Source organism: Winogradskyella helgolandensis (genome assembly GCF_013404085.1).
GTDB lineage: Bacteria > Bacteroidota > Bacteroidia > Flavobacteriales > Flavobacteriaceae > Winogradskyella > Winogradskyella helgolandensis.
This window is the reverse complement of the sequence record NZ_JABFHO010000001.1, coordinates 1,891,999-1,913,713: the sequence shown is the minus strand read 5'-3', so window position 1 is coordinate 1,913,713 and position 21,715 is coordinate 1,891,999. Positions and strand designations below refer to the sequence as shown.

Genomic DNA, 21,715 nt, shown 5'->3' with positions numbered 1-21,715 from the left:
TAAAATTTTCTAACCTTGAAAAATCATTATTTTTGTAACATGATTTTTAACAAAGATACCGCCAAAAAAACAGCCGAAGTTTTATTGCAAATTAATGCTATAAAATTACAACCCAACGATCCTTTTACTTGGGCTTCTGGCTGGAAATCACCAATTTATTGCGACAACAGAATTGTACTATCGTTTCCACCAATTAGAAACTATATTAGAGCAACCATTGCAAAAAATATAGAAGAGCTTTATGGTAAACCAGATGTAATTGCAGGAGTTGCAACAGGAGCTATTGGTATTGGTGCATTAGTAGCAGAATATTTAAATCTACCATTTGTTTATGTAAGACCAGAAGCGAAAAAACATGGTCGCCAAAACCAAATTGAAGGGTATATTGAAAAAGGACAAACTGTAGTTGTTGTAGAAGATTTAATCAGTACAGGAATGAGCAGTCTTAATGCCGTAAAAGCTTTAAAAGAGGCTGAAGTGCATGTAAAAGGTATGGTTGCCATATTCTCTTACGGATTTGAGATAGCGTCTAAGAATTTTAAAGATGCCGATGTTGAATTACACACGCTTGGCAATTATGAAAACTTGCTAGAACAAGCTGTAGACACCTTTTATATAACTAAAGACCAACAAGACATTTTAGCACAATGGAACGCCAATCCTAGTGAATGGAACGCTAATTGATATAATGATGCGGAGACGTTTAGTTGCATAGACTTAAAGTCGGTATTTAAAAATTTATCGAAACACTACAACTTAACACCTCTACAACAAACAACTTAACGATAAAAACATGAAATTAGAATCACCAAAAGTAACTTTAGATAAATCTGCAGAAGAAACATTCAACTTTCTTTCTGATGTTAAAAATTTTGAAAGCTTAATGCCTGAAAACATTAGTAAATTTGAAGTTTTAGATAACGACAAGTTTCTATTCGCGTTAAAAGGAATGCCGGAAATTGTATTAAAGAAAAAGGAAGCTGTTCCAAATAGCAAGATCGTTTTAGGAGCTGCCGGCGGAAAATTAGACTTTGCATTAGTTGCAGATATTACAGAAGCTGAACCTAACAAAACTGAAGTTAAATTAAATTTTGAAGGCGAATTTAACGCTATGATGGGCATGATGATAAAAGGCCCAATCAGTAAATTTATTGAGACGTTAGTAACCAATATGAAAACAGAGGTTTAGTCATAACAAGAAGAAATCAAGATTAACTTAATATAGTAACTTAATCTCTTTAAGGTCGAAGGTTTTAATAATACCATCTTCTGTCCAAACTTGTAATTGACCGTTTTCAGTAACACCTTGGATAATTCCAGAAAAGCTATCATCTTTAGAAGTTCTAAAAGTTGATGGCTTATTTTTTCTAAAAAGGAGACTTTCGTATTCCGTTTTAATTTCAGAGTGTTTCTTCGATTCTAATAAATTAAAATGAATTTCCAATTGTTTTAATATTTCTGAAAGCACTTCGTCTTTATCATAAATAACTCCAGTTAATAAACTCATAGACGATGCCTGAGGTAAATTCTCGAAAAATTTCTGGTTAACATTCAGTCCAAATCCTATTATGGAACCTTGCAGGTTATTATTTTTTATGACATTTTCAATTAAAATACCACACAACTTGTTGTCTGCTGACAAAATGTCGTTAGGCCATTTAATATGTAATTGAGGTATTTTAAAGGTCCTTAATGCCTTAATAACTGCCAAAGAAACAGCCATACTAATATAAAACTGTTCTGTAACACTAAAAAACGGGAGTCTTTTAAACACACTCGCTGTAAGGTTCTTACCACTTTCCGCGTTCCATTTGGCTCCCATTTGACCTCTACCTTTTGTCTGTAACTCAGCAACTACAACCGTATAATCTTTAGGCAATGATACGGTTGACAAATCTTTGAGATACGTATTTGTAGAGTCAATGGCATTAAGTTTGATTATGTACATTTAATAGGTAATTTTATTTTATGGTTTTCTTATGACATTAAGCGCATACAAGAACTAAAAAAATAATAACTTTGCACAAAATTAATACAAATTAATGACGAAAGATAAAATCCCTACAGACCAACTCATTACATCAATTATTGGAGGTATTGAAGATGTTAAAGGAAAAGAGATAACAATATTAGATTTAAGAGAAATAGAAAATACTGTTTGTGATTATTTTATTATCTGCGAAGGGTCTTCAAACACGCAAGTAAACGCAATCGTCGGTTCCGTACAAAAACAAGTAAGCAAAACACTTAAAGACAAACCTTGGCATGTTGAAGGTACTGAAAATGCCGAATGGGTCTTAATGGATTACGTCAATGTTGTTGTACATGTGTTTCAAAAACACATTAGAGAATACTACGATATTGAAGAGCTTTGGGGAGATGCAAAAATAACCCGAATAGAAACAAGTTACTAAAACGAGAAACGCTACGAATGGCTAAAGACGATAAAAATTTAAACAAAAAACCAAAATTAAACCCGTATTGGATTTACGGAATAATCATTGTTGTATTCTTATCCATCCAGATTTTTTCTGGTGGATTTGGTGATTCTACCGGTACACAAACAACTCCTGCACAATTCTTAGATTATCTAAGTCAAGGAGAAGTTTCAAAAATTGAAATTGTAAATAAAAGAGAAGCTAGAGTTTATTTAACAGCGGAAGCTAAAGAACAATCGAAACATAAAAAAACAGAAACGAATTCTATACTTCCATCTGTTGCTCCTGTTCCGAACTACAAGTTTGAATTTGGTGATCTTCAGAATTTTGAAAAAGAAGTCAATGAAGTTATTAAAACCAATAACCTCGATACCGAACTAGTTTATGAAACTGAACATAATGTTTGGGGAGACTTTTTGTTAACATTATTACCATTTGTCCTAATTATTGGAGTATGGATTTTTATAATGCGTCGTATGTCTGGTGGCGGAGGCGGAGGAGCTGGTGGACAGATTTTCAATATTGGAAAATCTAAAGCAAAACTCTTTGATGAGAAAATAGACACAAAGACATCATTTAAAGATGTTGCAGGTTTAGAAGGAGCAAAAGAAGAAGTCCAAGAGATTGTAGACTTCTTAAAATTCCCTGAAAAATATACGGCCTTAGGTGGTAAAATTCCTAAAGGAGCATTATTAGTAGGACCTCCAGGAACTGGTAAAACGTTGTTGGCAAAAGCTGTTGCTGGTGAAGCACAAGTCCCTTTCTTTTCATTATCAGGATCTGATTTTGTGGAAATGTTTGTTGGTGTTGGTGCTTCTAGAGTGAGAGATTTATTTAAGCAAGCCAAGGAAAAATCACCTTCAATTATCTTTATTGATGAGATTGATGCTATTGGTAGAGCAAGAGGAAAAAATAACATGTCTGGTTCTAACGATGAACGCGAAAACACACTAAACCAACTCTTAACCGAAATGGATGGATTTGGTACTAACACAAACGTTATCGTGTTAGCAGCAACAAACCGTGCAGATGTATTAGATAGTGCATTAATGAGAGCTGGTCGTTTTGACCGTCAAATTTATGTAGATCTTCCGGATGTTAGAGAACGTAAAGAAATTTTTGAAGTGCATTTACGTCCACTTAAAAAAGAAGAAACTTTAGATATTGATTTCTTAGCAAAACAAACACCTGGTTTTTCTGGTGCAGACATCGCAAATGTTTGTAATGAAGCAGCATTAATTGCGGCAAGAAAAGGAAAGAAATCTGTAAACAAACAAGATTTCTTAGATGCGGTTGATAGAATCATTGGAGGTTTAGAAAAGAAAAACAAAATAATAACTCCAGCAGAAAAGAGAGCTGTCGCTTTCCACGAAGCTGGTCATGCTACAGTGAGTTGGATGCTAGAACATGCGGCTCCATTAGTAAAAGTAACTATAGTTCCTAGAGGACGTTCTTTAGGTGCTGCTTGGTATTTACCAGAAGAGCGCTTAATTGTACACCCAGAGCAAATGTTAGACGAAATGTGTGCTGCATTAGGTGGTAGAGCTGCAGAAAAAGTAATTTTCGATAAAATATCTACAGGTGCTTTAAGTGACTTAGAAAAAGTGACTAAACAAGCTAGAGCTATGGTAACCGTTTACGGACTTAGTGATAAAGTAGGTAATTTAACGTATTATGATTCTTCAGGACAGTCAGAATATGGTTTCACTAAGCCATACAGTGAAAAGACAGCAGAACTTATAGATCAAGAGATTTCTGATATTATTGAAGAACAATACCAACGTGCTATCAAATTATTAGAAAAGAATAAAGACAAGCTTACCGAATTGGCAGAAGTCTTATTAGACAAAGAAGTTATTTTCAAAGATAATCTTGAAAAAATATTTGGGAAACGCGCTTTTGAAACTCCTGTAATTATAGCAGAGGATTCAAAAGAAGCGATTGAAGATATTAAGAAAGACGGAGAGTAAAATCATCCACACCATACTATCATATAAAAAACTTAAATTAACCCCATGTTAATTTAAGTTTTTTTATATTTGGGAATCACACCAAAATAAGGATTAATAGCAATTATTGAATGAGCATATTTAGTAAATTCTTCGGAAAAAAGTCCAAAGAGACTGAAGAACACATACCAAATCATGAGCGTGGCAAATACATGCCAGAAGTAAAGCTACCTGTAGATGAACGTTTTACTATCAACTTCAAAGGCAATGGTGGTAAATTTTTGTATTGTGAGAATTTCGAAGAAGTAAAAGAAAGCTTTAATGCTATCCTTGATGAAAACAATTGGCATGATGATAACGTTTTTCTTATCGATCAACGCTTAACTGAATTATTCAAAGATTTTAACCTTAATAGCTCCACAAAACTATCAGAGAGTGCTTATTTTTTATCTACTTGTGAGTATTTAATCTCAGATGATGGCTCATTATTAATTTCTTCCAATCAAATTGCAGAAAAGAAATTAATAGAATTACCAGATCATTTTATAATCTATGCTACAACAAGTCAATTTGTAGAAACCATAGGTGAAGGTCTAAAAGGTATTAAAGCTAAAAGCAAAAAGAAAATACCAACAAACATTACTACTATAAAGCATTTTAAAACAGCTGACGATAAAGATTTTCTATCTTACGGAAGTAGCTCCAAAAATCTATACCTACTTTTACTAGAAGACTTATAATGAAAGAATTAGCAACAAGAGCCATTTCTGGTGCTATCTATGTACTACTTCTAATAGGTTCACTTTACTCAGAAATAGCAACAGTTATTTTAATAGGTGTATTTGGCTTAATTTCCTTAACAGAATTTAGTCGACTTATAAAACTTAAGTCATATATACCATATCTCATTTTTCTTGTTTTATATGGTGGATTTTGGTATTTGAGCGTACAGAACTCCTCAACCTTAATTAGTGATGAAGCCATTCAAATTCTATTGGTAATTACCATATTTGTGAATCTTATTTTAATTAAAGATTTATTCACTTCTAAGCGAATTCCACTTTTTGAATCTAAACGTTTTATTGTAGCAACGTTCTATTTGGCCAGTGGTTTTGTGTTTATGCTACTCATTAGCAATTATCAAAATGAATTTACTCCACTATTATTACTAGGCTCATTTATACTTATTTGGATTAACGATAGTGCGGCCTATATGGTTGGAAAGAATTTTGGAAAACAAAAATTATTCCCAAGTATATCACCAAAGAAAACGGTAGAAGGCTTTCTAGGAGGTTTATTCTTTGCTTGTATATCAAGTTATTTTATAGCATTATATACAGAAACACTTAGCTTTACACCGTGGTTAATCCTAGCCATTATTGTTAGTGTTTTTGGTACTTTAGGAGATTTAATAGAATCAAAATTTAAACGCCAAGCGGCTGTTAAAGATAGTGGATCCATAATGCCAGGACATGGAGGTCTTTTAGATAGACTAGATAGTATTATATTTGCGTCTCCATTTATATATTTATTTTTAAGAATTATTCACTTTTAAGAAAGTTAAACTATGTTTCATAAAGAAGGCCACAAAATTATATTTATAACACTCGTTATTGTTGTAGGTTCATTTTTTTTAATTGATGAATTTGTTATTAATGAATGGTTAAGAAAAGGACTTATGCTTGCTGTTTTAGCATTCTTCATTCTAATCTTACAGTTTTTCAGAAACCCTAAACGAAACACGCATTCTAACGAAAAACAAGCTTTATCTCCTGTAGATGGCAAAGTTGTAGTTATAGAAGAAGTTGAAGAAAATGAAGTTTTTAAAGATAAACGTATTCAAGTTTCAGTATTTATGTCTCCTATCAATGTACATGTGACACGTTACCCAATTTCTGGAAATGTGACTTTTAGCAAGTATCACCCTGGAAAATTCTTAGTCGCGTGGCATCCAAAAGCAAGTGAAGAGAATGAGCGTACTACCGTAGTGGTTGAAAATGAATATTTTGGTAAAGTATTATACAGACAAATTGCTGGTGCATTAGCGAAACGTATTGTTAACTACGCTAAGGTCGATACTAGAATCGAACAAGGAACTGATTCTGGATTTATAAAATTTGGCTCGCGTGTTGATTTATTCTTACCTTTAGATGCAGATATCAAAGTAGAACTGAATCAAAAAGTTCGTGGTGGTGAAAGTATCATCGCAGAAATGAAATAAATGACTTCCAAAGAATTAGACATAGAATTTAAAGATGCTGTAGATCGTGTAAACGACCATACAGAACCGTTTCCTGCGGATTTTTTACTTCGCCTCTACGCTTATTTCAAAAAAGCAACCAATAATTATGATCGGCCAAGCAGTCGTAAACCCATAATTAATGCGTTTAAGGCAAATGCTTTATTTCAAATAAAAGATATCTCTAAAGATGAAGCGAAACAAGAGTATATCAATCTTGTTACCAATTACTTTTTGTATCGGAAGTAGGCTTCTACTATATATAAAACTTCAATATTTAGTTCCAAATAATGACTTTATAAAATTGTGTAAGAAGCATTAATCGCTATGCCTTTCATATTTAATTGGAAATCATCTTTCAAATTTAGATTTAGTCCGTAATAGTTAATATCTAATCCGTACTTCCCTAAAAAAACAAAACCTATTCCCAAAGAACCACCAGAGCTACTAGCCGTCTCTCTATTAACTTTTGCACCGAAACTGTATGGTCTTGAAGACGTTGGAACATCACTTATTTGAGTGCTCTCATCCGAGCTTAAAACTAAATTTTGTATATAGGCAATATTCGCGTATATTTCTAACCTATCGTTTACATAAAAGTAGCGTCTTAATCCTATTGGTATTTGAATAAAAGAATATGATAGATTAGATGTAATCTTAAAATCAGCAATATTTGTTTCTGAAAAACTAGCACTTCCATACGTTTCAGATACATTTTGATAGTTTGGTGCAGCAAATACACTCCATTTGTTTTGAACAAAGGGTAAGCGAACTTCTAATTCAATCCCTAAAGAAAAATTATTGCTTGAATCATATTTTTCAACACCTGTAAAAGACTTAGAAACATCTTGGCTTATAGGATTAGCAGACCATGGTGGAATGGTATATGAAAGAATATAAGAATTTTTATTAGTTTGACTAGAGATTAAGTTTAAGCCCCCTCTAACTTTAAAACTCACTTTAGCCTTTGTTCTTTGATTCTGCAGGTTGACATACTCTCCTCCATAACACTCATTAAATTCAGAAAAAAAGTCTGATAAATTAGTACTATTATATCTTAGATTAGAGTAATCTTTTAATTTAAAATCATCACACTTAAAATTATCATAAAGTTGTTTCTTAAACTTTGAGCTCTCTCTTATTGTATTGTTTTTGTCAACCGTTTTTTTATAGTCCAATAAAACTAACTCAGCTTTCTTTTTATAAAAGAAATAATAATTACTATTAGTATGAAGCTCGTATAAATTAAACTGACCATCAACTAAGACTTTGAGTAAAACAAAGTTAGTGCTAAGTTGCATTTCTTCTATAAACAGCCCAACCAATTCTTTGTTTATAGTATATCTTCTATAAAAATTATCCGTTTCATAGATCCTAAATTCTTTTAACTGACTTGAGGAAAGCGTTTCTTCGGATGCATCTTTAGTTAATCTATAAGTAATTGTTTGTGGATTTCTTTTCCAGTCTAAATTCTTTATAAAACACTCCACTTTAGTATTAGAATTATCAATAAAATAGCCTTCTTGAAAATTAACTTGAGCAAATACAGAAGATGTAATGAATAGAAAAACAATTCGTAGGGATTTCATAAAAAGTAGTTAATGAAGAATAATAATTGTTGAATTTAATACAAATAATCCTGTACGAAAATACATATTTTGTAAATAGTAAATCTCTGTAATTTCTAAATATTTTACTCTTATAATTGTAACAAATAAGTTAATCCCTTATCAAAGGCATTGTAGAACAACGCAGTAAGCCTTCTTGTTTCGCAATCTCTGCATAAGGAACTTCTTCAACGGTAAAGCCATTTTCTCGCAACCAAGTATTTAGTCGGGTAAAGTTTTTTTCAGAAATAATAACATCTTCCGAAATCGAAAACACATTACTATTCATACTATACATTTCCTCTTTTGTAATTTCGAACACATTTTCTTTCCCGAAGAAATTCAATAACCATTCATATTCCCTTTCAATTAAGAATCCATTTTTATGAAGTATCGCTTTATCTTTTCCTATAGGTTGAAAGCAGCAATCTAAATGAAGCGCGTTTTCTTTTGGATCTATGTTAGACTTTCGTAATTCAAAAGCCTTAACTGTTTTATGAGGAAATAATTCCTGTATTGCAATTACAGCATCCATATTTGTTCTTGCTGTAATAAAATCTGAATAATCTGCGCCAGAATAGGTTCCGATAAATATAAAATCATTACAAGGCATTACATCACCTCCTTCTACATGGCATTCCTCTGGAAGTATGATTATATTATCCTCACCTATCTCCTCTATCACATGATGAATGGCTTCGTACTCACGTTCACGATCTGGCAATATATTTGCTTTAATAAATTTGTCATCGATAACAAAAGCGATATCTCTTGAGAATATTTGGTTGTAATCTTTTATTACTTCTGGTCTATAAACCGTTACATCATATTTTTCAAATACTTTAGCAACAGCATCCATTTCCTTTTGCATATCATCTTCTACAGGGTACGTGCCTGCTTTTATATGCTGTATAGATTTAGGATCATAAGCCTCGTCAATTGACGGAATAGAACCCACACTTTCGGCTGTACCTAATACAACAGCTCTAAGTCGGGATGTTTCATTTTGTATGTTTAACTTCATATGCTAAAATTAGTTATTTATTTAACCGTCTCGTAGAACATCCATATTATGATTTTATAATGGCTGCTTTATTAAATTGAGACTAAAAAAAAAGCTTCATAATACGTATGAAGCTTTTATAAATTTATAATAAATATTTATCTATTGTCAATCGCTTTAAAAGGTCTGTATGTTTCACCAATATATAACTGTCTTGGACGACCGATTGGCTCATTATTTCGTCTCATTTCTTTCCATTGTGCTATCCAACCAGGTAATCGACCTAAGGCAAACATTACGGTAAACATTTCTACCGGAATTCCCATAGCTCTATAAATAATACCTGAATAAAAATCAACGTTTGGATATAATTTTCTATCTACAAAATAAGGATCCTCTAAAGCTTCTTTTTCTAATCCTTTTGCAATCTCTAAAATTGGATCATCAATTCCTAAGTCTGCCAATAATTCGTCTGCCGCAACTTTTATAATCTTTGCTCTAGGATCAAAATTCTTATAAACACGATGACCAAAGCCCATTAAACGGAAAGGATCATTTTTATCCTTAGCTTTTGCCATATATTTTTTAGTATCACCACCATCATTTTGTATAGACACCAACATTTCTAAAACAGCTTGGTTAGCACCACCATGCAATGGTCCCCAAAGTGCAGAAATACCTGAAGCCAATGACACAAAAAGTCCTGCATGTGATGATCCTGTAATTCTTACAGTAGATGTAGAACAATTTTGCTCATGATCTGCGTGTAAGATTAAAAGTTTATCTAAAGCATTAACAAGAATTGGATTTTGTTTGTACTCACTATTTGGACTCTTAAACATCATTTTAAGAATATTCTCAACATAGCCCAAATTATCATCTCCATATTCTAATGGTAAACCTTGTTTTTTACGCATAGTCCAAGCTACAATAACAGGGAATTTACCTAAAATCGTTACAATAGAATTATACATCGCTTCTTCTGATGCTACATTTACAGAAGATGGATAAAATGCCGTAAGCGCACTTGTTAATGAAGATAAAACACCCATTGGATGTGCTGACTTAGGAAAAGCATCTAATATCTTTTTTAAATCATCATCTACAACCGAATGCGATTTAATATCTTCGTGAAACTTATCTAATTCCTTTTTATTTGGTAATTCACCAAATATTAGTAAGAAAACGACCTCTAAAAAATCAGCTTTTTCGGCAAGTTCTTCAATGGAGTAACCTCTATATCTTAATATGCCTTTTTCACCATCTAGAAATGTTATAGCACTTTCACAACTTCCTGTATTTTTAAAACCAGGATCTAATGTAATCACACCATTTGTTGCAGTTCTCAAACTTTTAATATCTATCGCAACTTCTTTTTCAGTTCCAATAGTGATAGGTAAATCATATTTTTCACCATTAATTTCTAATGTAGCTTTATCTGACATATTTTCTTTTCGGATTTTAATAAATTATAAGGATTGTAAATTTACGAAATATCAAACGATTTAGAAAGCAGATTTATAATGGTTTTAACAATTTCTATCAATTCAATATAATTCCATTTTTTTTTGTTTGAAAATTGAAAAATTGTTGTTCAAGCAAGTGACCTTTTCTATTTCACAAAACCAAAAAGTAAAAAATGAGTTTAGTATTTTTGCCCTTATTTAAAACTATGAAGCATTCTATTATAATTCTATTTTTATCGCTTATTGGATTTAATAAAATTCACTCACAAATTGTGAACGTAGAATCTTTAAGACGTGTTTCTGATACATCAAAATGGTCTGGATCAGCAAGTTTAGATATTGGACTTATTAAAAACACACAGTCCATTTTTAAAATCACTAACAATTTGAGACTTCAATATAATACAGATAAAAACCTATACCTTTTTATTAATGATTTAAAGCTTGAACAGATTGAAGACAATTCATTTGTAAATAAAGGCATTCAGCATATTAGATATAACAGAAAAATTACCGAACGTTTAAAGCTTGAAATTTTTGCGCAAAGTCAGTATGATGCTATTTCAGATATCAAATTTAGAGGGTTAGTAGGTTCTGGTCCTCGATTTAAACTCTCTAAAAATGATAATTATCGGTTTTATTTAGGCACACTTTTAATGTTTGAGCACGAAGAATCTTCAGTTCAAAATATAGAAATCTTAAGGGATTTTAGAGGTAGTGTCTACTTTTCTTGCAGCTTGTATCCTTTAGAAAATATATCATTAGTAAGTACAACATACTACCAACCTTTACTAAAACAATTTTCAGATTTTAGAATTTCTAATCAAACATCAATCGGTATTAAAGTTTTAAAGAATCTATTATTTAAAACGTCATTCACTTATAATTTTGATACGGATCCTATTATCGGTATTCCTAAGACGCAATATGAGTTGACTAATGGTATTGTTTATACGTTTGATTGAAAAAAGATTTTAGACCGCAGCGCTTTTAGAACCAAAAGTCAAGACTCCATTGCAGCTAACTGTTGAAATAATTGTACCTAGCAGAAAGATATATAAAGAAGCGATAATTATATATAGCTAATAGCTACTAATTTCGGTTTAAAACTTCTCTAAACTGATAAAAGAAACGTTCTATCAATCTCAAATCTTCAGTTATAATTTCGGCAGAACCTCGGATTTATTTTTTTAATTCTGTTTTCTTGTTGTAAAAATGTTTCATCTTCTCTGGAAGATTAAAGGACAACATAGTTATAAAAAAACTGTTGCAATCTTATGACATTTAAAACATAAAAAAACCATCTAAAATTTAATATTTTAGATGGTTTAGTATTTATATTAAGTTTGAAAACTTATGCTTTCACTTTAAAAGCATTTTCTCCAGGGAAATAAGCAACGCTTCCTAATTCTTCTTCAATACGTAATAATTGGTTGTACTTAGCCATACGATCACTACGAGACGCAGAACCTGTTTTAATCTGTCCACAGTTTAATGCTACAGCTAAATCGGCAATAGTATTATCTTCTGTTTCACCAGATCTGTGAGACATTACAGAAGTGTAACCTGCATTGTGTGCCATGTTTACTGCTGCAATTGTTTCAGTTAATGTACCAATTTGGTTTACTTTAATTAAAATAGAATTAGCAATACCTTCTTTAATACCTCTTTCTAAACGCTCTACATTAGTTACAAATAAATCATCACCAACTAATTGCACTTTATCTCCAATTAATTCAGTTAAATATTTAAAACCTTCCCAGTCGTTTTCATCCATACCATCTTCAATAGAAATAATAGGATATTTACCAGCTAATTCAGCTAAATATTCAGCTTGTTCCTTACTTGTTCTGATAACACCAGAATCACCTTCAAATTTCTTATAATCGTACTTACCATCAACAAAAAATTCTGCGGCTGCACAATCTAAAGCGATTTTTACTTCGTCTCCAAATTTATATCCAGCATTTTCTACTGCTTTTGCTATAGTATCTAATGCATCTTCAGTACCTCCTGGTAAGTTAGGTGCAAATCCACCTTCATCACCAACTGCTGTACTTAAATCTCTATCGTGTAATACTTTTTTAAGATTATGGAAAATCTCAGTTCCCATTTGCATCGCATGTGTAAAGTTCTTCGCTTTTACAGGCATAATCATAAATTCTTGAAACGCGATTGGCGCATCACTATGAGAACCACCATTAATAATGTTCATCATTGGTAATGGTAATGTATTTGCTGAAACTCCACCAACATATCTGTATAATGGCATACCTAATTCATTAGCTGCTGCTTTAGCAACTGCTAAAGACACACCTAAAATGGCATTAGCACCTAATTTTGATTTGTTTGGCGTACCATCTAAATCAATCATCATTTGATCAATAGCATTTTGTTCGAAAACAGAAACTCCTAATAATTCTTGAGCAATTGTAGAGTTTACATTTTCAACAGCTTTTAAAACACCTTTACCCATGTAAGTATCTCCTCCATCTCTTAACTCAACAGCTTCATGCTCTCCAGTAGATGCACCAGATGGCACAGCTGCTCTTCCCATTATACCGTTTTCTGTGGTAACATCAACTTCTACTGTTGGATTTCCTCTGGAATCAAAAATTTGTCTTGCGTGTACATTGATAATAATGCTCATTATTTCTTAATTTAAGTTATCTATTATTTTAAAGCTAACAAGGTTAGTAAACCTTTTTAGGTACCCAAATTTACGAAAATCTCTGGCGTAAAACTTGACAAAAATCATATTTATGATTAATGATTACGATAATGATTTCGTAACTAAAAAAACGCAATAAAAATGATGTTTTATTGCGTTTTTGGTATTATTTATTTTTAATATTCTCTATAAATTGATCAAATAGATATAGTGAATCATTTGGTCCAGGACTTGCTTCTGGGTGGTACTGAACTGAAAAACAGTTTTTATCTTTTATCTTTATCCCAGCAACCGTATGATCATTTAAATGAACATGCGTAATTTCTACATTATCATTGGCTTCAGTTTCTTCTCTGTTAATAGCAAATCCATGATTTTGAGATGTGATTTCTCCTTTACCTGTCATTAAATTTTTAACCGGATGATTAATCCCTCTATGACCGTTATGCATTTTGTAAGTTGAAATTCCATTGGCCAAAGCAATCACTTGATGCCCTAAACAGATTCCGAATAATGGTTTGTTTTTCGCTATAATGTCTTTAGCTAAACTGATAGCATCTGATAACGGCTCTGGATCACCAGGTCCATTAGATAAGAAATACCCATCTGGATTGAATGCCTCTAAGTCTTCAAACTTTGCATTGTATGGAAAAACTTTAATGTAAGCATCGCGCTTTGCTAAATTTCTAAGAATGTTTTTCTTGATTCCAATATCTAAAGCTGCAATTTTATAAGTCGCATTTTCATCACCAACAAAATAAGGCTCCTTGGTTGACACTTTAGATGCCAATTCTAAACCTTTCATTGAAGGGAATTCTGCTAATTGTGTTTTAAGCGCTTCAATATTATCAACCTCAGTTGTAATTACGGCATTCATAGCTCCATTATCTCTAATGTAGCTTACCAATGCTCTAGTGTCTACATCTGCAATAGCTAAGGTATTGTTCTTTTCGAAGAATTCTTCTAAAGACGCATCTGCTGCAGGTCTAGAATAATTAAAGCTAAAGTTTTTACATATTAAACCCGCTATTTTAACATCATCAGATTCTACTTCGTCTTCTTTGGTGCCGTAATTACCAATATGTACATTGGTCGTTACCATTAATTGTCCGTAATACGAAGGATCTGTAAAGATTTCTTGATAACCTGTAGTACCAGTATTAAAACAAACTTCACCAAAAGCAGAACCTTCTTTTCCTATAGATTTACCATGAAAAATTGTTCCGTCTGCTAAAAGAATAAGGGCTTTTTTTCTTTGTTTGTATTTCATTGTTGTTGCGTTGAGTCGTTTAGTGCTATTAAATCGATGTTTTTACTCGTTTTATTTTAGGCTAATTACAACCTAAGATTGCGTTAGCGATTACTCATAATTTCATTTTATATATTCGAAATCGTGAATACTTCGTATTAGAACGGTTTGTTTGAGCTCCTCGCAGAGAGCGAGTAGTGAAAGCGCGACCGAATAAGTTTTTTTTTTATAAACTTGTTGGGTAACGCCCAAAGCATTCTATTTTACTTTGCAAAAATCCAAAAAAAAAGGATAAACTGAAACAGTCTATCCTTTATATTTATTAATGCTTATTAACACTCGATAATCGAGATTTGTGTAATGCGAAAGCCAGTGCAAATTTTTTATTCACATTGAATTGAAAATCATCTCGAACTTTCGTTAGCATATTTACTATTCTTCTTCTTCGTTTGAAGCTTTAGTTTCAGTAGCAGCAGGTGCAGTAGCTGCAGCCTTACTTCCTCCTCTTCTACTTCTACGAGTTGTTTTCTTAGGTGCTTTGTCAGCGTTGTAGATTTCGTTGTAATCAACTAATTCTATCATTGCCATATCTGCATTATCACCTAATCTGTTTCCTAATTTAATGATACGTGTATAACCACCTGGACGATCACCAATCTTTGGTGCTACATCTCTAAACAATTCAGCAACTACTTCTGTTTGTCTTAGCTTAGCCATAACAATACGTCTGTTGTGTGTTGTATCTGTTTTAGATTTTGTAATCATAGGCTCTACAAACTGCTTTAAAGCTTTCGCTTTAGCAACGGTAGTGTTAATACGCTTGTGCTCTATTAAAGAACAAGCCATATTTGCTAACATTGACTTTCTGTGTGCTGTTTGTCTACCTAAGTGGTTGAATTTTTTTCCGTGTCTCATGACTCTTGTTTTATCATCTTGCTACCAAACTCTTTTTTGAGGAGCAAAATATGATTAATAATAATTATTTTAAATATGAATGCCATTCCCATAAAAACAGGAATGGCATACTATATTTAGTCTTTATCTAATTTATATTTACTTAAATCCATTCCGAAGTTTAAACCCTTAACATTTACTAGCTCTTCTAGCTCAGTTAAAGACTTCTTACCGAAGTTTCTGAATTTCATTAAATCGTTTTTATTGAATGATACTAAGTCTCCTAAAGTATCTACTTCTGCAGCTTTTAAACAATTAAGCGCACGTACAGAAAGATCCATATCAACTAATTTAGTTTTCAATAGTTGTCTCATGTGAAGTGATTCTTCATCATAAGTTTCAGTCTGTGCAATTTCATCAGCTTCTAAAGTGATACGCTCATCAGAGAATAACATGAAGTGGTGAATTAATATTTTAGCAGCTTCTGTTAAAGCATCTTTAGGATTGATTGATCCATCAGTTCTGATTTCAAAAACTAATTTTTCGTAATCCGTTTTTTGCTCAACACGGAAGTTTTCGATAGCATATTTTACATTCTGAATTGGTGTAAAAATTGAATCTGTAAAGATAGTACCAACTGCTGCTGAAGCTTTTTTATTTTCTTCTGCAGGAACATAACCTCTTCCTTTTTCAATAGTCAATTCCATATTGATGTTTACTTTAGGATCTAAGTTACAGATTACTAAATCCGTATTTAATACTTGGAATCCAGAAATAAACTTCTGAAAATCACCAGCTGTAATTTGATTTTGTCCTGAGATAGAAATTGTAACAGTTTCGTTATCAACTTCATCAATTTGACGCTTAAAGTTAACTTGCTTTAAGTTCAAAATCATTTCAGTAACATCTTCTACAACACCTGCGATAGTAGAAAATTCGTGATCTACACTTTCTATTCTCACTGATGTGATTGCAAAACCTTCTAAAGAAGATAATAAAACTCTTCTTAAAGCATTACCAACTGTTAATCCGTATCCTGGTTCTAAAGGTCTAAATTCAAATTTACCTTCGAAATCAGTAGAATCAATCATGATTACTTTATCTGGTTTCTGAAAATTTAATATTGCCATATGTTCTTCGTTTTAATTGTTATTTAGTTGCGCGGTTTATAAGTATGAAGAAGACTATAAACCCTTTGGCCAAATACCAATATGATTAATTTATTATTTAGAGTAAAGTTCAACGATTAATTGCTCGTTGATTTGTTCTGGAATCTGAATTCTAGCAGGAACAGCAACATAAGTACCTTCCATTGATCCATTATTCCATGTAATCCATTCGTAAACATTACTAGAATTAGATAATGAACTTTGAATAGCTTCTAATGATTTAGATTTTTCTCTAACACCTACAACATCACCAGCTTTTAATTGGTAAGAAGGAATATTTACCTTTTCACCATTTACTGTAATATGTCTGTGAGATACTAATTGTCTAGCTCCACTTCTTGAAGGAGAGATACCCATTCTAAATACAACGTTGTCTAAACGAGACTCACAAAATTGAAGTAATACTTCACCTGTAATTCCTTTAGCAGAAGTTGCTCTTTTAAACATGTTTCTGAATTGCTTTTCTAAAATACCATAAGTATATTTAGCTTTTTGCTTCTCCATTAACTGAATTGAGTATTCAGATTTTTTACCACGACGACGGTTGTTTCCGTGTTGTCCTGGAGGATAATTTCTTTTTTCGAAGGCTTTGTCGTCTCCGAAGATAGCTTGTCCGAATTTACGGGCTATTTTAGTTTTAGGACCAGTATATCTTGCCATTTTAAATTGTTTTTTAAGAGTGATAAATGAATTAAGGTCTTAATCTTATCCTTCAAAAATCGTTGATCTCTTGTTGATACTTGTTAATAATTTTTCAGTTTGCAAATTTATACAAAATAAACTAATATCAGCACAAAATTGTGAGATATTAGTTTATTAAAAAATTCGCGTGAGTTTTTCTAACTAAAATTAGTTAGATATCCGAATAGAATTCAGATACTGAAGCTCGTTCAGCAGAACTTAAACTCTACGTCTTTTTGGTGGACGACAACCGTTATGTGGTAATGGAGTTACATCAATAATTTCTGAAACTTCAATACCTGCATTATGTATAGATCTGATTGCAGATTCTCTACCGTTACCAGGTCCTTTAACGTATACTTTCACTTTCTTTAAACCAGCTTCTTTAGCTACTGCCGAAGCATCTTCTGCAGCTAATTGAGCAGCGTATGGAGTGTTCTTTTTAGAACCTCTAAAGCCCATTTTACCAGCTGATGACCAAGAAATAACGTCACCTTTTTTGTTTGTTAAAGAGATAATAATGTTGTTAAAAGAAGCTGTGATATGTGCTTCTCCTATTGCATCAACTATAACTTTACGTTTTTTTATACTTGCCTTTGCCATTTTATATTTTAGCTTTTAGTATTAGTTTATAGTCGCTAGAATCCTAAACCGTTAAATTTCAAACAGATTCTTTCCAACGTCTAATAGACTAAAGACTATTTATTACTTAGTTACTTTCTTCTTGTTAGCAACTGTTTTACGTCTTCCTTTTCTAGTACGTGAGTTATTCTTAGTACGTTGACCTCTTAATGGAAGTCCAACTCTATGACGAATACCTCTGTAACATCCAATATCCATTAATCGCTTAATGTTCATTTGTGTTTCAGAACGTAATTCACCTTCAATTTTAAAAGTTCCAACAGCTTCACGGATTGCTCCAATTTCGTCGTCAGTCCAATCTTGTACTTTTGTGTTCTCATCAACTTTAGCAGCTGCTAAAATTTCTTGAGATCTACTTCTACCTACTCCGTAGATATAAGTTAAAGAGATAACTCCTCTTTTCTGTTTTGGTATGTCTACACCTGCAATTCTTGCCATAATTACCCTTGTCTTTGTTTGAATCTAGGATTCTTTTTGTTAATGACGTAAAGTCTACCTTTTCTGCGCACCAACTTACAGTCTGCGCTTCTTTTCTTTACTGATGCTCTAACTTTCATCGTATTAGTATCTATATGTTATGCGAGCCTTCGTTAAATCGTAAGGACTCATTTCTAATTTCACTTTATCTCCAGGTAACAACTTAATGTAATGCATACGCATCTTACCAGAGATATGTGCAGTCACTATATGACCATTTTCTAATTCAACACGAAACATAGCATTTGATAATGCTTCTATAATTGTTCCGTCTTGTTCTATTGCTGCTTGTTTTGCCATAATTAAATCTTATTGCGCCACTGCTTTTCTGTTCTTACCTGTTTTCATCAAGCCATCATAATGCTTATTTAATAAATAAGAATTAATCTGTTGCATTGTATCAATAGCAACACCAACCATAATTAATAGTGATGTACCACCAAAGAACAATGCCCAACCAGCTTGCACGCTCATTAAATTCATAACAAATGCTGGAAAAACAGCAACTAACGCTAGAAATATAGAACCTGGTAAGGTTATCTGTGACATAATTTTGTCTAAATATTCAGAGGTTTCTGATCCTGGACGTATACCTGGAATAAATCCACCGCTACGTTTTAAATCATCAGCCATTTTGTTTGTTGGTACTGTAATAGCCGTATAAAAATATGTAAATATTATGATTAATAAAGCAAACATTAAATTGTACCAAAATCCAAACATGTCAGCGAAGTTAGATTGCATCCAAACTCCTGCGTTAGTATCTTTTAACCAAGCAGAACCACCTATTAAACTAGGAACAAACATAATTGCTTGTGCAAAGATAATTGGCATTACACCAGATGCGTTAAGCTTCAATGGTAAAAACTGACGTGAACCGAATACATTCTTTTCGTAACCACCAGATGCAGTTCTTCGTGCATACTGAACGGCAATCTTTCTAACCGCCATTACTAAGAATACAGATGCTAATATAATTAAGAACCATATTACCATTTCTATTAATATCATCATAAATCCACCATTACCTTCTAATCTAGAAGCTGCATTTTGAATAAATGCTTGTGGCAAAGTAGCGATGATACCAACCATAATTAATAATGAAATACCATTACCAATCCCTTTATCTGTAATTTTTTCACCTAACCACATTGCGAATACACAACCTGTTACTAAAATAACTACTGAAGAGAAATAGAATATATTTTCACTAAAACCAGGAACTAACATAGCACTCATAGAAGATGAACCAGATAAACTAGGAATACTAGCCAAATAACCAGGTGCTTGTACCAAACAAATACCGATAGTTAACCAACGTGTAATTTGAGTGATTTTCTTCTGACCACTAGCTCCTTCTTTCTGAAGTTTCTGTAAGTAAGGAATCGCAATACCCATTAATTGAACAACAATGGAAGCAGAAATGTAAGGCATAATACCTAATGCAAATACTGAGGCGTTAGCAAAAGCTCCACCTGTAAATGCATTTAACAATCCTAATATACCACCATCCATACCAGCTTGTAAACCACCTAATGAATCAATATTAATACCAGGCAATACTACCTGAGCACCAAAACGATACACTAATAACAAACCTAAAGTTAAGATAATCCTATCCTTAAGCTCTGTGATTTTCCAAACGTTTTTTAATGTTTCTATTATTTTCATCCTATAATCTTATAAAGTTACAGCTTCACCACCAGCAGCTTCAATAGCAGCTTTTGCCGTAGCAGTAAATTTATGAGCAGTTACTGTTAATTTTGATTTTAACTCGCCTCTACCTAAGATTTTTACAAGCTCGTTTTTACCAGCTAATCCTAAAGATAATAGAGTTTCAAAATCAACACTATCCTTAATTACTTTTTCATCTACTAACTTCTGTAAAGTATCTAAGTTAATACCTTGATATTCTACTCTGTTAATATTTGTAAATCCAAATTTAGGAACACGTCTTTGTAATGGCATTTGACCACCTTCAAATCCTAATTTCTTAGAATAACCTGAACGCGACTTTGCTCCTTTGTGACCACGAGTTGCAGTACCACCTTTACCAGAACCTTGTCCACGTCCAATACGCTTTCCTTGATTTTTTACTGAACCTTCTGCAGGTTTTAAATTACTTAAATCCATTGTTAAGTTATATTATTAAGCTTCTTCTACAGAAACTAAGTGTTCAACTTTCCTAACCATACCAAGAATACTTGATGTAGCTTCGTGCTCTTTTACTTGACCAATCTTATTTAAACCTAAAGCTTCTAATGTTAGCTTTTGTCTTTTAGTACGATTGATTGCACTTTTTACTTTAGTTACTTTAATCTTTGCCATCTTGTCCTTGATTATCCGTTAAATACTTTTTCAAGTGAAATTCCACGCTCTTTAGCTACAGACTTAGCATCTCTTAACTGTAATAAAGCATCAAAAGTTGCCTTAACTACATTATGAGGGTTAGAAGATCCTTGTGACTTAGATAATACATCGTGTACACCTACTGCTTCAAGAACAATTCTTACCGCACCACCTGCAATTACACCTGTACCAGGTGCAGCTGGAATAATGTTAACTCTAGCACCACCATACTTACCTTTTTGTTCGTGTGGAATTGTACCTTTAAGAATAGGAATTCTTACTAAGTTTTTCTTAGCATCTTCTATAGCTTTTGCAATTGCAGTAGCTACATCTTTAGATTTTCCTAAACCTTGTCCTACAACATTTGTTTCGTCACCTACAACAACAATTGCAGAAAAACCAAATGCTCTACCACCTTTTGTTACTTTAGTTACACGCTGAACGCCAACTAAGCGATCTTTTAATTCTAATCCGCTTGGTTTAACAAGCTCTGCGTTTTTATATTTTTGATACATAATGTCTTAAAATTTAAGTCCTGCTTCTCTAGCACCTTCTGCTAATGATTTTACTCTTCCATGATATAAGTAACCACCTCTATCAAAAGAAATAGTTTCAACACCAGCCTTCATAGCTTTTTCACCAACAGACTTACCTACTAATGTAGCAACTTCTGTCTTGTTTCCTTTAGACTTTACAATGTCCTTATCTCTTGAAGATGCAGCAGCTAAAGTTTTACCAGTTACATCATCTACGATCTGAGCATAAATTTCTTTATTACTTCTAAAAACAGCTAATCTTGGTTTCGTTGCCGTACCAGACACTACCTTACGGATTCTGTTTTTTATTCTTATTCTTCTTTCGTTCTTTGTCAATGCCATAAC

General features: G+C 32.6%; 27 protein-coding genes. 9 read left to right on the top strand and 18 right to left on the bottom strand.

Going from position 1 to position 21,715, the window contains the following annotated elements:
- The first annotated feature begins 39 nt into the window (after nt 1–39).
- Entirely contained in the window at nt 40–684 is a 645-nt protein-coding gene (gene pyrE / locus HM992_RS07835; RefSeq protein ID WP_178984453.1) for an orotate phosphoribosyltransferase, read from the top strand.
- 109 nt (nt 685–793) lie between these two features.
- Nucleotides 794–1,189 carry an SRPBCC family protein gene (locus HM992_RS07830; protein ID WP_178984452.1) on the top strand — a complete coding sequence of 132 codons (396 nt, stop codon included), beginning with the start codon at nt 794–796 and terminating at the stop codon, nt 1,187–1,189.
- 27 nt (nt 1,190–1,216) lie between these two features.
- Here HM992_RS07830 and HM992_RS07825 read toward each other — a convergent pair whose 3' ends face one another.
- Nucleotides 1,217–1,948, bottom strand: coding sequence for a biotin--[acetyl-CoA-carboxylase] ligase (locus HM992_RS07825; RefSeq protein ID WP_179319267.1), 732 nt, complete (start codon nt 1,946–1,948; stop codon nt 1,217–1,219).
- Between the two features lie 94 nt (nt 1,949–2,042).
- Here HM992_RS07825 and rsfS point away from each other — a divergent pair, with 94 nt between their 5' ends.
- From rsfS to HM992_RS07795, 6 genes are all read left to right on the top strand, one after another.
- A complete protein-coding gene (gene rsfS, locus HM992_RS07820; RefSeq protein ID WP_178984450.1) occupies nt 2,043–2,414 on the top strand; it encodes a ribosome silencing factor in 372 nt (123 codons plus the stop codon).
- Nucleotides 2,415–2,431: 17 nt separating this feature from the next.
- A complete protein-coding gene (ftsH, locus tag HM992_RS07815) occupies nt 2,432–4,408 on the top strand; it encodes an ATP-dependent zinc metalloprotease FtsH (protein WP_179319266.1) in 1,977 nt (658 codons plus the stop codon).
- Nucleotides 4,409–4,518: 110 nt separating this feature from the next.
- Nucleotides 4,519–5,127 carry an LUD domain-containing protein gene (locus HM992_RS07810; RefSeq protein WP_178984448.1) on the top strand — a complete coding sequence of 203 codons (609 nt, stop codon included), beginning with the start codon at nt 4,519–4,521 and terminating at the stop codon, nt 5,125–5,127.
- Complete coding sequence (locus HM992_RS07805) at nt 5,127–5,942, top strand: phosphatidate cytidylyltransferase (RefSeq protein WP_178984447.1); 816 nt, start codon at nt 5,127–5,129, stop codon at nt 5,940–5,942. The genes HM992_RS07810 and HM992_RS07805 overlap by 1 nt, the downstream gene beginning before the upstream one ends.
- A 12-nt stretch (nt 5,943–5,954) precedes the next feature.
- The gene (locus HM992_RS07800; RefSeq protein ID WP_178984446.1) at nt 5,955–6,608 is read left to right on the top strand and encodes a phosphatidylserine decarboxylase family protein; all 654 of its coding nucleotides are present in this window, start codon (nt 5,955–5,957) and stop codon (nt 6,606–6,608) included.
- On the top strand, nt 6,609–6,875 hold the full coding sequence (locus HM992_RS07795) for an acyl-CoA-binding protein (RefSeq protein ID WP_115811015.1): 267 nt from the start codon (nt 6,609–6,611) through the stop codon (nt 6,873–6,875). It begins immediately after the preceding gene.
- A 47-nt stretch (nt 6,876–6,922) separates the two neighbouring features.
- Here the strand turns inward: HM992_RS07795 and HM992_RS07790 are convergent, their stop codons facing one another.
- The 3 genes from HM992_RS07790 to HM992_RS07780 form a co-directional block, all read right to left on the bottom strand.
- On the bottom strand, nt 6,923–8,215 hold the full coding sequence (locus tag HM992_RS07790) for a hypothetical protein (protein WP_179319265.1): 1,293 nt from the start codon (nt 8,213–8,215) through the stop codon (nt 6,923–6,925).
- Between the two features lie 130 nt (nt 8,216–8,345).
- Nucleotides 8,346–9,257 (bottom strand): dimethylarginine dimethylaminohydrolase family protein, encoded by a 912-nt coding sequence (locus tag HM992_RS07785; protein ID WP_178984444.1) that lies wholly within the window; start codon nt 9,255–9,257, stop codon nt 8,346–8,348.
- A 137-nt stretch (nt 9,258–9,394) separates the two neighbouring features.
- Complete coding sequence (locus tag HM992_RS07780) at nt 9,395–10,681, bottom strand: citrate synthase (RefSeq protein ID WP_178984443.1); 1,287 nt, start codon at nt 10,679–10,681, stop codon at nt 9,395–9,397.
- 227 nt (nt 10,682–10,908) lie between these two features.
- Between HM992_RS07780 and HM992_RS07775 the strand changes: the two genes are divergently transcribed.
- Nucleotides 10,909–11,667: a DUF481 domain-containing protein gene (locus HM992_RS07775; RefSeq protein WP_179319264.1), complete on the top strand. Its 759-nt coding sequence runs from the start codon at nt 10,909–10,911 to the stop codon at nt 11,665–11,667.
- A 389-nt stretch (nt 11,668–12,056) separates the two neighbouring features.
- Here HM992_RS07775 and eno read toward each other — a convergent pair whose 3' ends face one another.
- The 14 genes from eno to rplR all read right to left on the bottom strand — a co-directional run bounded on the left by eno (nt 12,057) and on the right by rplR (nt 21,712).
- Nucleotides 12,057–13,352 (bottom strand): phosphopyruvate hydratase, encoded by a 1,296-nt coding sequence (gene eno / locus HM992_RS07770; protein ID WP_179319263.1) that lies wholly within the window; start codon nt 13,350–13,352, stop codon nt 12,057–12,059.
- 187 nt (nt 13,353–13,539) lie between these two features.
- The gene (gene carA, locus HM992_RS07765; RefSeq protein ID WP_179319262.1) at nt 13,540–14,643 is read right to left on the bottom strand and encodes a glutamine-hydrolyzing carbamoyl-phosphate synthase small subunit; all 1,104 of its coding nucleotides are present in this window, start codon (nt 14,641–14,643) and stop codon (nt 13,540–13,542) included.
- A 411-nt stretch (nt 14,644–15,054) separates the two neighbouring features.
- Entirely contained in the window at nt 15,055–15,537 is a 483-nt protein-coding gene (gene rplQ, locus HM992_RS07760; protein ID WP_178984439.1) for a 50S ribosomal protein L17, read from the bottom strand.
- A gap of 116 nt (nt 15,538–15,653) precedes the next feature.
- Entirely contained in the window at nt 15,654–16,646 is a 993-nt protein-coding gene (locus HM992_RS07755; protein WP_178984438.1) for a DNA-directed RNA polymerase subunit alpha, read from the bottom strand.
- Between the two features lie 93 nt (nt 16,647–16,739).
- Nucleotides 16,740–17,345 (bottom strand): 30S ribosomal protein S4, encoded by a 606-nt coding sequence (gene rpsD / locus HM992_RS07750; protein WP_178984437.1) that lies wholly within the window; start codon nt 17,343–17,345, stop codon nt 16,740–16,742.
- A gap of 240 nt (nt 17,346–17,585) precedes the next feature.
- Nucleotides 17,586–17,969, bottom strand: coding sequence for a 30S ribosomal protein S11 (gene rpsK, locus HM992_RS07745; RefSeq protein WP_178984436.1), 384 nt, complete (start codon nt 17,967–17,969; stop codon nt 17,586–17,588).
- Between the two features lie 102 nt (nt 17,970–18,071).
- Complete coding sequence (gene rpsM / locus HM992_RS07740) at nt 18,072–18,446, bottom strand: 30S ribosomal protein S13 (protein ID WP_020897635.1); 375 nt, start codon at nt 18,444–18,446, stop codon at nt 18,072–18,074.
- A gap of 2 nt (nt 18,447–18,448) precedes the next feature.
- Nucleotides 18,449–18,565, bottom strand: a complete 117-nt coding sequence (ykgO, locus tag HM992_RS07735; protein ID WP_008269159.1) for a type B 50S ribosomal protein L36 — start codon at nt 18,563–18,565, stop codon at nt 18,449–18,451.
- A gap of 4 nt (nt 18,566–18,569) precedes the next feature.
- Nucleotides 18,570–18,785 (bottom strand): translation initiation factor IF-1, encoded by a 216-nt coding sequence (gene infA, locus HM992_RS07730; RefSeq protein WP_007094967.1) that lies wholly within the window; start codon nt 18,783–18,785, stop codon nt 18,570–18,572.
- A 9-nt stretch (nt 18,786–18,794) separates the two neighbouring features.
- Nucleotides 18,795–20,156, bottom strand: a complete 1,362-nt coding sequence (gene secY, locus HM992_RS07725; protein ID WP_178984435.1) for a preprotein translocase subunit SecY — start codon at nt 20,154–20,156, stop codon at nt 18,795–18,797.
- Between the two features lie 9 nt (nt 20,157–20,165).
- On the bottom strand, nt 20,166–20,618 hold the full coding sequence (gene rplO, locus HM992_RS07720; protein WP_178984434.1) for a 50S ribosomal protein L15: 453 nt from the start codon (nt 20,616–20,618) through the stop codon (nt 20,166–20,168).
- Nucleotides 20,619–20,633: 15 nt separating this feature from the next.
- Nucleotides 20,634–20,813, bottom strand: a complete 180-nt coding sequence (gene rpmD, locus HM992_RS07715) for a 50S ribosomal protein L30 (RefSeq protein WP_092469517.1) — start codon at nt 20,811–20,813, stop codon at nt 20,634–20,636.
- 11 nt (nt 20,814–20,824) lie between these two features.
- Nucleotides 20,825–21,349, bottom strand: coding sequence for a 30S ribosomal protein S5 (gene rpsE, locus HM992_RS07710; RefSeq protein WP_178984433.1), 525 nt, complete (start codon nt 21,347–21,349; stop codon nt 20,825–20,827).
- Between the two features lie 6 nt (nt 21,350–21,355).
- Entirely contained in the window at nt 21,356–21,712 is a 357-nt protein-coding gene (gene rplR / locus HM992_RS07705; protein WP_178984432.1) for a 50S ribosomal protein L18, read from the bottom strand.
- Nucleotides 21,713–21,715 lie beyond the last annotated feature (3 nt).

What these genes read in the sequence shown, in the direction of transcription:
- pyrE (WP_178984453.1), top strand. Translation starts at nt 40, where the DNA reads ATGATTTTTAACAAAGATACCGCCAAAAAAACAGCCGAAGTTTTATTG.
- HM992_RS07830 (WP_178984452.1), top strand. Translation starts at nt 794, where the DNA reads ATGAAATTAGAATCACCAAAAGTAACTTTAGATAAATCTGCAGAAGAA.
- HM992_RS07825 (WP_179319267.1), bottom strand. Translation starts at nt 1,948, where the DNA reads ATGTACATAATCAAACTTAATGCCATTGACTCTACAAATACGTATCTC.
- rsfS (WP_178984450.1), top strand. Translation starts at nt 2,043, where the DNA reads ATGACGAAAGATAAAATCCCTACAGACCAACTCATTACATCAATTATT.
- ftsH (WP_179319266.1), top strand. Translation starts at nt 2,432, where the DNA reads ATGGCTAAAGACGATAAAAATTTAAACAAAAAACCAAAATTAAACCCG.
- HM992_RS07810 (WP_178984448.1), top strand. Translation starts at nt 4,519, where the DNA reads ATGAGCATATTTAGTAAATTCTTCGGAAAAAAGTCCAAAGAGACTGAA.
- HM992_RS07805 (WP_178984447.1), top strand. Translation starts at nt 5,127, where the DNA reads ATGAAAGAATTAGCAACAAGAGCCATTTCTGGTGCTATCTATGTACTA.
- HM992_RS07800 (WP_178984446.1), top strand. Translation starts at nt 5,955, where the DNA reads ATGTTTCATAAAGAAGGCCACAAAATTATATTTATAACACTCGTTATT.
- HM992_RS07795 (WP_115811015.1), top strand. Translation starts at nt 6,609, where the DNA reads ATGACTTCCAAAGAATTAGACATAGAATTTAAAGATGCTGTAGATCGT.
- HM992_RS07790 (WP_179319265.1), bottom strand. Translation starts at nt 8,215, where the DNA reads ATGAAATCCCTACGAATTGTTTTTCTATTCATTACATCTTCTGTATTT.
- HM992_RS07785 (WP_178984444.1), bottom strand. Translation starts at nt 9,257, where the DNA reads ATGAAGTTAAACATACAAAATGAAACATCCCGACTTAGAGCTGTTGTA.
- HM992_RS07780 (WP_178984443.1), bottom strand. Translation starts at nt 10,681, where the DNA reads ATGTCAGATAAAGCTACATTAGAAATTAATGGTGAAAAATATGATTTA.
- HM992_RS07775 (WP_179319264.1), top strand. Translation starts at nt 10,909, where the DNA reads ATGAAGCATTCTATTATAATTCTATTTTTATCGCTTATTGGATTTAAT.
- eno (WP_179319263.1), bottom strand. Translation starts at nt 13,352, where the DNA reads ATGAGCATTATTATCAATGTACACGCAAGACAAATTTTTGATTCCAGA.
- carA (WP_179319262.1), bottom strand. Translation starts at nt 14,643, where the DNA reads ATGAAATACAAACAAAGAAAAAAAGCCCTTATTCTTTTAGCAGACGGA.
- rplQ (WP_178984439.1), bottom strand. Translation starts at nt 15,537, where the DNA reads ATGAGACACGGAAAAAAATTCAACCACTTAGGTAGACAAACAGCACAC.
- HM992_RS07755 (WP_178984438.1), bottom strand. Translation starts at nt 16,646, where the DNA reads ATGGCAATATTAAATTTTCAGAAACCAGATAAAGTAATCATGATTGAT.
- rpsD (WP_178984437.1), bottom strand. Translation starts at nt 17,345, where the DNA reads ATGGCAAGATATACTGGTCCTAAAACTAAAATAGCCCGTAAATTCGGA.
- rpsK (WP_178984436.1), bottom strand. Translation starts at nt 17,969, where the DNA reads ATGGCAAAGGCAAGTATAAAAAAACGTAAAGTTATAGTTGATGCAATA.
- rpsM (WP_020897635.1), bottom strand. Translation starts at nt 18,446, where the DNA reads ATGGCAAGAATTGCAGGTGTAGACATACCAAAACAGAAAAGAGGAGTT.
- ykgO (WP_008269159.1), bottom strand. Translation starts at nt 18,565, where the DNA reads ATGAAAGTTAGAGCATCAGTAAAGAAAAGAAGCGCAGACTGTAAGTTG.
- infA (WP_007094967.1), bottom strand. Translation starts at nt 18,785, where the DNA reads ATGGCAAAACAAGCAGCAATAGAACAAGACGGAACAATTATAGAAGCA.
- secY (WP_178984435.1), bottom strand. Translation starts at nt 20,156, where the DNA reads ATGAAAATAATAGAAACATTAAAAAACGTTTGGAAAATCACAGAGCTT.
- rplO (WP_178984434.1), bottom strand. Translation starts at nt 20,618, where the DNA reads ATGGATTTAAGTAATTTAAAACCTGCAGAAGGTTCAGTAAAAAATCAA.
- rpmD (WP_092469517.1), bottom strand. Translation starts at nt 20,813, where the DNA reads ATGGCAAAGATTAAAGTAACTAAAGTAAAAAGTGCAATCAATCGTACT.
- rpsE (WP_178984433.1), bottom strand. Translation starts at nt 21,349, where the DNA reads ATGTATCAAAAATATAAAAACGCAGAGCTTGTTAAACCAAGCGGATTA.
- rplR (WP_178984432.1), bottom strand. Translation starts at nt 21,712, where the DNA reads ATGGCATTGACAAAGAACGAAAGAAGAATAAGAATAAAAAACAGAATC.